Origin of the sequence: Rhizorhabdus histidinilytica (assembly GCF_900167915.1) — a bacterium.
Lineage (GTDB): Bacteria > Pseudomonadota > Alphaproteobacteria > Sphingomonadales > Sphingomonadaceae > Rhizorhabdus > Rhizorhabdus histidinilytica.
Window position 1 is genome coordinate 1 of record NZ_FUYM01000020.1, and the last position, 13,445, is coordinate 13,445.

The window sequence follows — 13,445 nt, forward strand, 5'->3', positions numbered from 1 at the left end:
ACCGCCCGTCGGCGCGACGAACGTAGCCGCTGACGACTCACCGACCGGTGTCCGGCCGGATCGGCGCGATTACCGGCGGCTCTGGAGATTATGCATGAAGAACGCCTATGATTATGCCGAGGTAAAGGTCGCGAAGGACGGCGCCATCCTTCGCGTCTCGCTCAATCGACCCGCGCAACTCAACTCCACGACGCACCGCATGAATGCAGAAGTGCTCGACATGCTGCGCACCGTGGACAGCGACGAAGAGATCAAGGTCGTCGTCCTGACCGGCGAAGGCCGGGCCTTCTGCGCCGGCGGCGACCTGTTCGAACATGACGAGTTCGTCGGCGACCAGTTCGAACGCGAAATGCGCGTACACACCGAAATCATTTTCGCGATGCTCAACAACGCCAAGCCGATCGTCTGCCAGTTGAACGGTGCGGCGGTAGGCTGGGGCGCAACCTTCGCACTGTTCTCGGACATCATCATCGCCAGCGAGACCGCGACCATCAGCGATCCGCATGTCCATCTGGGCCTGTCGACCGGCGACGGCGCGGCGATCATCTTTCCGCAGCTGATCGGCTATCCACGCGCGCGGCAGATGCTGATGACCGGCCAGCCGATCAATGGCCGCCAGGCAAGCGAGTTCGGCCTCGTCGGCGAGGCGGTTCCCCCGGCGGAACTCGCCGCCCGCGTCACCGAGATCGCGCGCACCATCGCGGCGATGCCGGCCCAGGCGATCCGCAACACCAAGGCTTCGATCAACATACCGCTGAAGAACCTGGTGCAGCAGATGATGGACACCTGCATCGCGCTCGAGGTCGTGACGCAAAAGAGCGACGACCACAAGGCGGCGCTCAAGGATTTCGTCGAAAGCCGGGTCGCGCGCAAAAAGATATCCGCGGCCTAGAGCGCACCACCGAACCAGACGTCTGTCAAAAGCGTACGTGATCGGCCGTCCCGCGCACCGTGGCGGCTCTGCGCGCCCGTGCGCGACGAAATCCGTAACCGCCAGTCCCCGGTCATAGGGACAGGTCATTCGCATTCGATCGCGGTAACCTGCCCGCATATCCTGCATGCTGAGAATTTGGGAGCTTTCCTATGATATCGACCACGCCGACCGAGGGCAAAACCGCGGCTGCGGCCAAGAGAAGCGCGAAGCTGACGCCGGTGATGCTCAACCACGCGGCCTGGGTCACCCACGACGTGGAGGCGACAGCCGACTTCTTCATGCGCATCATGGGCATGGAATTGGCCAGCACGGTCTATGACGACCGGGTGCCGTCGACCGGCGACGATTTTCCCTATTTCCACATCTTCTTCCGGATGCAGGACGGATCGACCATCGCCTTTTTCGAATGCATCGGCTTGCCCGAGCGGCCCGAGGCCAGCCACGCCGCCTACACCGTTTTCGACCATATAGCGCTCGAAGCGAAGGACCGTGACGAAGTCGATCAGTGGGCCGAGTGGCTGAAGGAGAACGGGATTGATATCGTTGGGCCGGTCGACCACAAGGGATTGATATATAGCATCTATTTCTTCGATCCCAACGGTATCCGGATGGAGATCACCACGCCGCTCGATGCCGACTGGAACCGGCATACCGAACAGGGCCTGGCCGATCTTCGCGCGTGGATCTCCACCAAGAACGAAGCTGCGGCGAATAATGCCGATGTCGGCGAGGCGCTGCTCAGGCTCATCCGTGGGCAGCGAAAGCGATACGACAAGGCCTAACGGACCGAGGGCCGCGCGCCATCCAGGCCCCGGCGGGACCGATCGGCACCAGGGATTTCAAGGAGAAGATGATGCGTGGACTGAGTGGCAAATCCTATATCGTGACCGGCGGCGGCAGCGGCGTCGGCAGGGCGACGGCGCGCCGGCTGGCGGAGTTCGGCTGCAAGGTTACCATCGCCGATCGTTCGGAGGACACCGCGCGGGAGGCGGTCGAGATGATCACCAAGGCGGGCGGCGTGGCGCACGCCATTCGCACCGACCTGTCGCTGGAGAACGAGGTCAAGGCGATGGTCGACAGCGCGGTGAACAGCTATGGGCGGCTCGATGGCGCGGTCAACGCGGCCGGCACGCCCCAGCGCGGCAAGGCCACCCACGAACTGTCGACCGAGGAATGGGATTTCTGCCACGGCGTGAACCTGCGGGGCCTGTTCTTCTGCAACAAATATGAAATTCTCGCGATGCTGCAGACCGGGGGCGGCGCCATCGTCAACATCGCCTCGACGCTGTCGTCGGTCGCGGTCGCCAACAGCGCGGAATATAGTGCGAGCAAAGCCGGCGTCATGGGCCTCGTGCGCGGCGCGGCGCTCGACTACGGCACCAAGGGCATTCGTGTGAACGCGGTTTTGCCGGGCCTGATCGACACGCCGATGCTGCAGACCGCGCTCAACGGCGATCCCAATCTCGAAGAGGCGCTGTACGCCGCCTGCCCGATGAAGCGGATGTCCCAGCCCGAGGAACAGGCGTCGGCCGCCTGCTTCCTTCTGTCCGACGAGGCCAGCTTCATCACGGGTGCGGGCCTGCCGGTAGACGGTGGAATGCTGGCCATTTGATCGACCGAAACCGGAGGTCGGGGCGGCGCATGCCACTGCCCCGGCCTTCACGGCGTCGCGTCAGATGAATCGCTCGGCTGTCGCGACGAGGGCGGTCGATCCCTCGCGGTCCACCAACGCATTCCAAGCGGCGCGATCGGCTTCTATGCCGCTCCGCATATCCGACAGCGTGGGCCACCAGAGCTCGCGCACCCCGGAGACGAATGCGCCGTCGGGATGAAGCGACGCGATCGGCCGACACTGAACCTGGCGCAAGGCACCGATGCGGCGTCCCAGCTCGTAATCCTCGGGCCGCCAGGGTTGTTCGACCCCTGCCCCGATGAGCTGGATCAATTTGACGCTGAGCGCGCGATCATCGGCGCACCAGGCGCCATCCATGCTACCGAGCAATTCGGCGTTGCGATCGCCGGTCGACAGCATCTCTTCCTGCGTGAAGACATATTCCAACCGCGGCATATCGATGAACAACAGTTCGTCGGGCTTGATGTTGGCCACATAGTAAGGCTCGTCGGCGAAATTGAGGGCGTCCTGGGCATTGTCGAACCAGACTTCGGCGCAGCCGTCGAAGCTGGCCTGGCTATCGTCGAGAAAATCCGAATGGATCCTGTGGCTCTGGATATACCGCCGCAGCGTCGGCACCAGCCGCCCCATCGTGCCGTGCGGATGCCGCCAGTGATCGTGAAAATAGTCCGTCGACACGCCGAGTTTACGGGGGATCGCGGCAAACATCTTTACCCGTGCCATGGTTCATCCTTGCTTGGTTGGGACCGGTGTCAGGAGGCTCGCCGGCCGCCCGGGGAGAGGGCGGCCGGCAAGTTCATCAATATCGAACGCTGACCGACGCGCCGTAGGTTGCCGGCCGGCCGGCATAGCGGCCGATCGTGTCGAACGACGCCACGACATTGCTCCAATAATATTGGTTGAGGACATTCTTGCCGAAGACCATGAAGCGCCACTGGCCGTCGGCCGATGCGACGCCCGCGCGCAGATCGACCAGCGCATAGCCGTGGATCAGCAGCGGATTGGCCAATGCCGATCGCGTGACCGGCGGCGGAATGTCGCCGCCGATCACGGCGACCGTTCCCGACCGATAGGTGACGGTCGTACCCACGAAGGCGTTCAGCCTCTCGGAGACCGGCAGCGTGTAATCGCCATTATAGGCGATCTGGTATTTCGGCGTGTACGGAACGCGCGCGCCGGCGAAATCGGCGCCCACACCTGCGGCGTTGATGCCCACGAAGCGATCGATCTTCGCGTCGATATAGGTGAACGCCGCCGAGATATTCAGCCCGGTGAGCGGTGTCGCCGAAGCATCCAGCTCGAAGCCTTTGACGGTCGACTTGGGGATATTCTGCAGAACGTCGAGAATGCCGAATGGCGGCGCGTTGAGCTTCGAACGGAGCTGCTTGTCCTTATAGTCGTAATAGAAGGCCGCGCCGTTGAGATGGGCCTTGCGATCGAACAAATCGACCTTGAAGCCGGCCTCGTAGGTGAGGACCGACTCCTGCCGGACGGGCAGGAACTGGGTGAAAGCCGAAGCTGAGACCGCCGGGAAGCTGCCCGCCTTATAGCCCCTGGCAACATTTGCGTAGAGCAGCAGTTCGGGCTGCGGTTTCCAGTCCGCGCCCACGCGCCACGAAATGTTGTTCTGGTGCAGCTTCCCAGCATATTCGCCGGGCGTTCCGGGGGCGACGCCATTGATGGTGACACCCTGATCGTTGTTCACATAGCATTGGCCGGACGGATAGGCGCCAAACGCGCCGCCATAGACGACCTCATAGAAGAAATCGCCGATACCGTCGGGAATGCCGGTCGCGTCGCGGCTGCACAGGCGGGCGTCACGGTTCGACTGGGTGTAGCGGATCCCCCCTTTCAGCGTGACATGATCGACCAGATCATATTCGACATTCCCGAAGAAGGCGTAATTCTCCATCTTCTGGTCGCTGTAATAATCGAGAGTCGCGAAATTCGGATAGCCGATGCCGCCGAACAGATAGCCGGTCGACGAGTCCTGCGTGCGAACGAAAATGTCCTGATAGACCTTGCTCTTCTCATAATTGGCGCCGGCAACCCAGCGGAGCGGATGATCGCCGCCGTTCGACAGGCGGAGCTCCTGGGCGAAGCTGTCGATCTTGCCGGTCGACGGCGTCAGATCCAGCGAGATGGCGGGCAAGCCTTCTCCGTCGTCGCCCTGATTCTGCTTGAAATGCACATAGGATGTCAGCGACGTCAGCGTGACCTCGTCGGTGATGCCGACATCGGTCCGCAAGGCGGCCTGGACCATGTGGTTGTTCTTGTAGGGCGTGCCCGGAGTCCAGTCCGCCGCGCGCGGCTTGAGCGGGGAAAAGGGCGAAGCATCGACCGGCGGCGATGGCGCATGCTGCGCGATCAGCGCGACATATTGCGGCGCCTGGGTTTCACCCTTCTCCTTCCAGCCATTGAGATTGAGCTGGAATCGAAGCCCATCGGCGGGCTGGAGATCGAACAGCATCCGGCCGGCGAACACCTCCTTCTTGCCATTATGGTCGCCCGGACGGGAATTGCTCGTCTGCCAACCGTCGGCGCGCTCGTAGCGCCCCGCAAAACGCGCCGTCAGATTCTGGGCCAGCGGGCCGCTGACGAAGCCCTCGGCCTCGACCGCATTGAAGCGTCCATAGCCGACATCGACGCCGGCCTTGAACGTGCTCGTAGGCTTGGCCGCGATATAGTTGATCGCGCCACCAGTGGCGTTCTGGCCGAACAGCGTGCCTTGCGGCCCTTTCAGCACCTCGACCTGCTCGAGATCGAACGCCGAATGGCTGGTCGTCCCCGGGAAGGACAGCGGAAATTCGTCAATATAGACCGGCACCGTTGGATAGGCGCCGAGCGACGTCTCGTAGAAGCCGATGCCCCGCAACGTATAGACTGGGGTGCTGTTGGGGGTCGGCGTGAACGACAGGCCCGGAACCGACTGGGCGATATCGGCCAGCGACGATATGCGCTGGTTCCGCAGGGCCTGCCCGCCGACCACCGCGACCGCCAGGCCGACATCGTTCAATTTCTGTTCGCGCTTGTTCGCCGTGACGACGATGTCGCCATCGCTGGCGGCCGACCCGCTCGCGTCTCCCGCGGAAGACGTCTGCGCCAAGGCCGACGATGCCAACAGCAGCGCTACCATCGAGCCGGCGCGGCCGACTATCTTCCCTGACGACGCACGCCTTACAGCGCCCCGCGAATTGCCCATCCTCTTCCTCCTGCTTGTCGTTATTTCGCTCCGGCATGGGTCGGTCGGACCGAAGTTCGGAGCGATCGGCAGAGCTTTAAGGACGGGTCCCCACGCCGCACTCCCCGCCGACGGGGACCAGGAATTCGCAGTGGGGGTGATTTACTTTTGGTTCGGGTTTCGGGCCGGCGCGCGCAGGATTCGCGGCGCTTCGACGCCGGGGACGGTCGCTTCCGGAACTTCTACGGATCCGGCGACGCGACGGCGTCCAGCAACTTGTCGCCGAACAGGTTCGACCACTGCGCCGGCGTAAGCGACATCCGCCGCTGGACATAGGCGGTGGGTACTTCGGTGGTCGACGAGCGTACGACACGCTGCACCGCCGGACGTGCGGCGATGCCGTCCCACCAGCGCTGGATGGCCGGAAATTCGGCCCGGTCGATGTCGAGATTGCCGACATTCTGAAGCCAGGGCCAGCAGGCGATGTCGGCGATGGAATATTCGCCGGCGAGGAAGGGCTGGTCCGATAGCCGGTAGTTCAGGACACCCAATAGGCGCCTTGCCTCGCGGGTGTAGCGGGCGATTCCGTAATCCTGCCCCTCGGGCGCATAGCGCGCGAAATGATAGCCCTGGCCGAGCATCGGTCCGAGACCCGAAATCTGCCAGGCGAGCCATTGCAGCGCCTCCATGCGCCGACGCGGCGCCGACGGGATCAGCCGGCCCGACTTCTCGGCCAGATAGAGCAGGATCGCGCCCGTCTCGAAGATCGGCATCGCGCCTTCGCCGTCTTCAGGCGCGTGATCGACGATCGCGGGGAGCTTGTGGTTGGGATTGATCGCCTTGAACTGAGGCTTCAGATGATCGCCCGCGAAGATGTCATATTCGATGATTCGATAATCGAGCTCGATCTCTTCGAGCATGATCGCGATCTTCAGCCCGTTGGAGGTGCGAACATAATGAAGATCGATCACCGCGCGTCCATTCAGTCAGAGGGGGCCACGGTGACCTTGATGCCGTCGAGCGCATCGACGCAGAAGATCTGGCACGAAAGCCGCGATTCCGGGGTGCGGTGATCCGAACTATCGAGCAGGTCGTCCTCCTCGGCCAGCATCGGCGGCAGGCGGTCCGCATAAGCGGGATCGACATAGACGTGGCAGGTCGCGCACGACAGCTGCCCGCCGCACAGCGCCCGGATTTCCTCGATATTCTTGTCGCGAAGGATTTCCATCACGGACTGGCTCTCGTCCGCTTCGGCGTAAAGGTCGTCCCCGTCCGTCGTGACGATATGGAGCTTGATCATGCGATGAATTTCCTGGCGTTAGATCGGGAAGAGGTCACCCGATCAGCAAAAGAGGTTATCTGCCCGTCCACAGAACGGACGGGCGGAGAAACAGAAGGATGTTGCGGTCCTATCGGCCGATCAGGCGACGTCCCACTCCAGAGGCACGTTCTCTACCATCGCAACCATGCCCGATGAGAAAATCGGGTTGGCATCCTTGGTGACCCGAAAGCTCGGGATCCGCGCGAGCCATTCCTGCAGCGTGATCGTGATTTCCATCCGCGCCAGATGCAGGCCGGCACAGCGGTGAGGGCCGCCCCCGAACGTCGAATGCTCGAGCTTTTTGCGATTGAAGATCACTTTCCAGGGATCTTCGTTCATCTCCTCGTCGAGGCCGGCAAGCGCTGTGGGCACCTGAACCATGTCCCCACGCTTGAGCATCACGCCGTCATATTCGAAATCGTCCGTCACCATTCGGGCGTCCGACACGATCGGGAATCGACGGAGCAGCTCTTCTACGCTTTGCGGAATCGACGCGGGATTGTCGGCCAGCTGCTTGAGATGTTCGGGGTTGCGGCCCAGGAACAGCATCATGAAGCTCAGGAAGCTGACGACCGTATCGAGGCCGGCGAGCAGCAGGTTGGCAATCAGGCTCAGCGCATCGGCCTGTGAGATCGGCGCGCCATCGATCTCGCTGTTAATAACGATAGAGACCATATCGGTGCCGTCATTGCCCCGGCGCTCGTTGATGACCGGCTCAAGATAAGCATAGAAGCCTTGGACCGCGTTTTCGACAGAGATGGCCATTTCGGCGCTGTTCGCGCCATCGGGCCGCAGAATCTGCGTCGCATAATGCTTGAGCAGCGGCGCGTCGGTCATCGGCAGGTCGACCATCTTCATAAAGACGCGGATGGGGAATTGCTGCGCGAAATCGAGCGAGAAGTCGCACCGGCCCTTGGCGACGAGTGGCTCTATCAGGTCGATGGCGATCTGGCGGACCGAAGATTCGATGCGGCGCATCTCGCGCGGGTTCAGCGTCTTGTTGATCACCGCGCGATGTCCGCCGTGCTGCGGCGGATCGAGGCGGGTGGGCAGGAGATCGTATTTCTCGCCGGCTTCCTTCGGCAGCACGATGACCTGCGAGGAAAAGCGGTCGGGGCTGTTCAGCACATCGCGGACCAGCTTACCGCGCGTTACGATCCAGTGACCGCCGTTGCGCGGCGTCCAGATCATGTTGGGCATGCCGGGTGCCTGCAAGCGCTTGCAAGCTTCCTGATAACCTTCTTCGATGCCCGCCAAGTTGAAGCAGTCGACGTCAAAGACACGATCGATGGGGACATTGTCCGGGATGTCGCCAGCCGGAACGGCGCCTGCAGTGTAAGAGTTCATGACCATCTCCCAGTCAAATGCACGTCAGCCGCCACATTATTGTAGCCGCCTAAAAGCCGTAAATTCCGCTCTTGCCGAAGCGACTATGCCGGCTGCGATAGCATCGCCGGGCCGTTGGCAAAGTCCCCATTCTCAGGGACACTTCTACTTAAACCTCCTTTGATCCGGGGCATTTTCCAGCCAGGTCGCAGGCGGCCAGATAACTGCTGGTGAGCGCGGGTCCGAGTGACGCGCCCGGTCCCGGATAGGCTCCCTGAAAAACCGCGTCGGCGTCGTTGCCTACTGCGTAGAGTCCGGCAACCGGTCGGCCGTCGCGATCGATCACGCGCGCATGTGCGTCGGTCCGCAGGCCGCGACTGGTGCCGAGGCTGCCCGCGAAGATTTGCACCGCATAGAAAGGGGGCTTCGACACGGGTGCAAGGCAGGGATTTGGTTGCCGAAGCGGATCACCCATGGAGCGATCATAGACCGTCGCTCCCTTGCCCTGTTCCCGATCCACTCCTCGCGCGGCATCCGCATTATAGCGCTCGACGGTCGTTCGCAGTGCCGCCGGTTCGATCGCCAGCCGCATCGCCAGCGCCTCGATCGATCGGCTGCGGATCAGATAGCCGTCGGCAAGCAACCGGTGCTTGGGAAAGGGCCAAGGGCGGGCATGGCCGAGACCATAGGCCCTGAGCGCGGTGGCGTCACAGATCAGCCAACATGGATTGCGCACCGATTGCCGAGCGGGATCGTGCATTGCGCGGACGAAATCATGATAGGTTGTGGCTTCATCGACAAAGCGATTGCCTTGCTGATCGACGGCGATTACGCCCGGCTTGGCCCGGTCGCTGACCAGATGGGGGAAGGTTCGTTGCGACCCATCGGCTTTCGTCCACCGCGATACCGGCGACCAATAGGCGCTGTCCCGGCCATCGGTCCTCGACAGCAACCCACGGACGGACAAGCCCAGTCGTATGCCGTCCCCGGTCGTCTCGGGCACGCCCACTGCAAGATGGTGCTCCGGGGAGGGAATCCATGTGTTGATCATGTCGCGATCATGCCCAAAACCGCCAGCCGCCAGGACGATGCCCCGAGTTGCCGCAATCCGCACCGATTTCCCTCCGCGACGGATCTCCACGCCGCGAATGCTCTCCGCCTCTTCGATCAGTCGCTCTGCGGGCGCGTCGACGATGATCCGCACGCCCAGGGTGCGGAGTGATTTCAGCATCCGGCCGATCATGGCCTGGCCCAGCACCAGTCTCGTATCGCGGCCGTAGCGCAGCCGCCGGACACCATAAGCGAGCAGCTTGCCCGCGGTAAGGAGGAAGTCGGTCGGCGACCGAAAACTATTGCGCAATTGTGCGACGTCGGCGCCGCTGACCGCCATTCCGCCAAACAGGAGGGACTCTGGCCGCGGCGGGCGGATCAAGGCAAGGTCTTCGCCGAGCAGGCGCCCGTCATATTCTACGGTGTCGAGCGCACGGCTGCTGCGCGTGGCTTCGGGTTCTTCCGAATAATAATCGGGCGAGAAGGTGCGGGTCGAAAAGGCCAGGTCCGAATGGTCGCGGAGATAATCGATCGCTTCGGGTGCATGCGCCAGGAAGTTGGCGATCGCGGCCCGATCGCACTGCGGACCGATGATGGCGCACAGATAAGCCATGGCGCTGTCGACGGAATCGTCGAAACCCGCCGCCCGCATCAAGCTGTTTGCGGGAACCCATATTCCGCCGCCAGAGAGGGCCGTCGTTCCGCCGAGCAGAGGCGCCTTTTCGACCAATATGACCCGAAGGCCCTTCGAGGCCGCCACGATCGCCGCCGCCATGCCCGCCGCACCGGATCCGACGACCGCAACGTCGCAGTCGATTAGGGTCGGCGCGCCCATGTCAGGCCGACGGCTTCGCCGCCGAGCGATGCGCGTCGGAGAAGAGGCGCCAGACATCTGCTGGCGCTTCGACGGGAACCTGATGACCGGCGCCGCCGATAATCGTCACTGGCACGCCGAGCTCCGCGAAATCCGCTGATGGGGCCAGAGGATCGGCTTCTCCGGTCGCGAAAGCCACTGGGCAGCGCGCGGCATCGACGATCGTCCTGACGCCGAGCGATGCCGTCCCGAAGACCCTGCCGTCCATCGCTAGACGGTAACTGCCGTCCCGCTCGACGATCCCGGCGTCGGCCGACCGACGTATCCTCGCGGCGGAGGCGTCAAGCCCCGATACGCGCAGGTAGCGACCGAGCGCCTCATCGCGGCTGGGCAGCCACTTGACCGGATTGCGCGCCACGGCCCGACCCTTTTCGATCTCCTCGGGGCTCCACTTCATCTTGACTGACAAGGCGAGCACGTCATCGACCTCTACGCCAAACCATCCGGAGCCGAGAAACGCGCCTAGCAGCCCCCCAAGCGAATGGCCGATGATGCTGACCCGCGCGCCGGGCGCGATCAGTCCTGCAAGATCCGCCGCCATTGTGCCGAACGAATAATTGTCGCGATGATCGGAGCGCCCATGTCCGCGCAGGTCGGGAACGACGATCTTGCCGGGCCAGCTTTGGATGGCCAGTTCGAGCAATGGATCCCAGACGGCACCATTGGCGCCAAGCCCGTGGACGAGCAGCAACACCGCGTCGCCGCCGCCATGCTGCTCCGACCAGATGCCATCCGCCGATTTGCTGCCGTCCATCTTCATGTCTCTCCCGTGAATCTGGCGTGCACGTCGTTTATTTTCTGCGGCTGTTCAGGAACGCGTCGACCGCTTTCAGATGATCCGGGTGCTGCTGCGTCGCGAGTTCATAGGCGATATAGGTGTCCATGCTCGACTGGACGAGCTTCTTCAGCGCTATGTTGACCGAGGCTTTGGTCATCGCGACCGCAAGCTGCGGCTTGGACGCGATCTTCCCCGCGAGCTGGCCGATCCGCTCGTCGAGCGTGGCAGCGGCGACAACTTCGTTGACCAGCCCGTAGCGTTCGGCCTGGACCGCTCCCATCAATTCGCCGCTAAGCAGGAACTGCTTTGCACGGGCATAGCCCGCCAGTTGCGGCCAGATCACCGACGCGCCATCGCCGGTCGACAGCCCCACAGTGACATGTGGATCGCCGATCCGCGCCGGTTCGCTGGCGATCACCATGTCGCAATATAAGGCGATGGTGGCGCCCCAGCCCACCGCGTCGCCATGCAGCCGGCAGATGATGGGCTTGGGGCAGGACAGGATGGCGAGGACGGTTTCCGCGAACAGTTCGAGTTCACGTTGGAAGGTCAGCGCGGTGAAGGATTCCTCAAGGGACAAGTCGCCGCCGACGCAGAAGGCCCGGCCTTGCCCGGCCAATATCGCGACGCGGCTGTCGGCATCATCGGAAAGCGCGCGCAACAGCCGCAGGAATTCGCGCGACATCTCGGCGGTAAGCGCATTGAGCTTGTCGGGCCGATTGAACGCTATAGTGACGATCGGGCCGTCCGTCCGGACGAGAATATCCTCGCAGGCCGATTCGATGGTCACGCAATCCTCCGCTGCATGGCCTGCCAATAGGGCTCACGCAGGACCGCCTTTAGCAGCTTGCCGGTCGGATTGCGTGGCAGTGCCGGCAGAAAGTCGACCGAGGTCGGCCGCTTGTAACCCGCCAGCAGCGTCGCCGAGTATCCAATCAGTTCCTCGGCGGTCGCCTGCTGGCCCGGCTTCAACGCGACGATCGCCTTGACCGTCTCGCCCCAGCGCTCGCTCGGCACGCCGATCACCGCGACTTCGGCCACGGCGGGATGCGATGCGAGGACATTCTCCACCTCGGTCGGATAGACATTCTCCCCGCCCGAGATGATCACGTCCTTGAGCCGGTCGGTGAGGAAGATATAGCCCTCGGCATCGATATACCCGCCGTCGCCGGTTTTCAGCCAGCCGTCCGCGGTGATCGTCCGCGCGGTTGCCTCGGGCATATTGTAATAGCCGAGCATATTCTGGCCCGATCGGGTCCAGAGTTCACCGAACGCGCCGGGCGCCTGCTCCTCGCCGGTTTCCGGATCGACCACCTTGAGCTCGATGCCGGGATAGGCCTTGCCCACCGAGCGCAGCAGCGCCGCGCGCGGACCATTGGGGTCGTGGTCCTCGGGATCGAGCTGAGCAAAGCCGCCGGTCGTCTCGGCCAGGCCGTAATTCTGGATGAAGGCCGCATCGAATACCGCCATCGAGTCCAGCAGATTCTTCTCGGTGATCGGCGAGCCGGTATAGTTGATCTGGCGGACGCTGGCCGTCTTGTCTCGCGCGCCAGGCACCGCGCAGATTGCCGCCAGCATCGCCGGCACGAACATGCTGACCGTCACCCCCTCGCGCGCGATCGTGTCGAGCACCGACCGTGCCTCGAACTGCCGCACCGTGACCGACTTACAGCCGTTAATCATGCCGCAGAGCGACCAGCCCGTGCCGCCGCTGTGGAACAGCGGCATCGTGAGCAGGCTCACATCGTCGCGAACGATCCCATAATAGCGGCTGGTGTCGCGCAGCAGGAATTCGGCGTTGGCCGCACTCCACAAAATGCCCTTGGGCCGGCCGGTGGTGCCGCTGGAATAGAAATGGATAGCAACATCGTCAGGCTTAGGATGGACCATCGGATCGGCCGGATCACCTGTGCCGCACCAGTCGAGATAGCCCCGCCACCGCCCATGGTCGCCGATGGCGATCATCTCGACTGCAGGAAGGTCCGCCTCGATCGAGGCGATCGTCGGGTGGAACTCCTCGCCCACGATCAGCAACCGCGAACCAGCGTCGCGCAGCGTTTCCAGGATTTCGGCGGCCGACAGGCGCCAGTTGATTGGCACGGGAATGACGTTCAGCAGCGCGCAGCCGAAAATGAACTCGAAATATTCGATGCAGTTGCGATCGATGAAGGATACCCGCTCCTGGGGCCGGATCCCGCTGCGCTGCAGCCCGTCGGCCACGCGGCGTGCATTGCGATACAGCTCGGTCCAGTCGAGCGCCTTGTCCTCCGACGACACGGCCAGCCGCTGAGGATCCTCGGCGGCGCGGACGCGGACGACATCCGCCACGGTATATTGCATCGTCATTC

The 13,445-nt window shown here is 63.1% G+C and carries 12 protein-coding genes; 3 read left to right on the plus strand and 9 right to left on the minus strand.

All coding sequences use genetic code 11. The annotated features are described in order from the left end of the window. Positions 1-94: 94 nt before the first annotated feature. The 3 genes from B5X82_RS24350 (at position 95) to B5X82_RS24360 (ending at position 2,546) form a co-directional block, all read left to right on the plus strand. Positions 95-892, plus strand: a complete 798-nt coding sequence (locus B5X82_RS24350; protein WP_079650909.1) for an enoyl-CoA hydratase/isomerase family protein — start codon at positions 95-97, stop codon at positions 890-892. 191 nt (positions 893-1,083) lie between these two features. After that, positions 1,084-1,716: a VOC family protein gene (locus B5X82_RS24355; protein WP_217699587.1), complete on the plus strand. Its 633-nt coding sequence runs from the start codon at positions 1,084-1,086 to the stop codon at positions 1,714-1,716. Positions 1,717-1,787: 71 nt separating this feature from the next. Continuing rightward, the gene (locus tag B5X82_RS24360) at positions 1,788-2,546 is read left to right on the plus strand and encodes an SDR family NAD(P)-dependent oxidoreductase (RefSeq protein WP_079650910.1); all 759 of its coding nucleotides are present in this window, start codon (positions 1,788-1,790) and stop codon (positions 2,544-2,546) included. A gap of 60 nt (positions 2,547-2,606) precedes the next feature. Here the strand turns inward: B5X82_RS24360 and B5X82_RS24365 are convergent, their stop codons facing one another. From B5X82_RS24365 to B5X82_RS24405, 9 genes are all read right to left on the minus strand, one after another. After that, positions 2,607-3,290 (minus strand): EthD domain-containing protein, encoded by a 684-nt coding sequence (locus tag B5X82_RS24365; RefSeq protein WP_079650912.1) that lies wholly within the window; start codon positions 3,288-3,290, stop codon positions 2,607-2,609. A 76-nt stretch (positions 3,291-3,366) separates the two neighbouring features. Then, the gene (locus B5X82_RS24370; protein ID WP_235862794.1) at positions 3,367-5,673 is read right to left on the minus strand and encodes a TonB-dependent receptor; all 2,307 of its coding nucleotides are present in this window, start codon (positions 5,671-5,673) and stop codon (positions 3,367-3,369) included. 317 nt (positions 5,674-5,990) lie between these two features. Beyond that, positions 5,991-6,719 carry a glutathione binding-like protein gene (locus B5X82_RS24375; protein WP_079650915.1) on the minus strand — a complete coding sequence of 243 codons (729 nt, stop codon included), beginning with the start codon at positions 6,717-6,719 and terminating at the stop codon, positions 5,991-5,993. Between the two features lie 11 nt (positions 6,720-6,730). Next, a complete protein-coding gene (locus B5X82_RS24380; RefSeq protein WP_079650916.1) occupies positions 6,731-7,048 on the minus strand; it encodes a 2Fe-2S iron-sulfur cluster-binding protein in 318 nt (105 codons plus the stop codon). 120 nt (positions 7,049-7,168) lie between these two features. Then, entirely contained in the window at positions 7,169-8,416 is a 1,248-nt protein-coding gene (locus B5X82_RS24385) for a cytochrome P450 (RefSeq protein ID WP_079650918.1), read from the minus strand. 148 nt (positions 8,417-8,564) lie between these two features. Then, a complete protein-coding gene (locus tag B5X82_RS24390) occupies positions 8,565-10,280 on the minus strand; it encodes an FAD-dependent oxidoreductase (RefSeq protein ID WP_176152692.1) in 1,716 nt (571 codons plus the stop codon). A gap of 1 nt (position 10,281) precedes the next feature. Then, entirely contained in the window at positions 10,282-11,079 is a 798-nt protein-coding gene (locus B5X82_RS24395; RefSeq protein WP_079650922.1) for an alpha/beta fold hydrolase, read from the minus strand. Between the two features lie 31 nt (positions 11,080-11,110). Next, positions 11,111-11,887, minus strand: a complete 777-nt coding sequence (locus B5X82_RS24400; protein ID WP_176152693.1) for an enoyl-CoA hydratase/isomerase family protein — start codon at positions 11,885-11,887, stop codon at positions 11,111-11,113. Continuing rightward, positions 11,884-13,437 carry a long-chain-fatty-acid--CoA ligase gene (locus B5X82_RS24405; RefSeq protein ID WP_176152694.1) on the minus strand — a complete coding sequence of 518 codons (1,554 nt, stop codon included), beginning with the start codon at positions 13,435-13,437 and terminating at the stop codon, positions 11,884-11,886. Before B5X82_RS24405 ends, B5X82_RS24400 begins: the two co-directional genes overlap by 4 nt. Between the last annotated feature and the right edge of the window lie 8 nt (positions 13,438-13,445).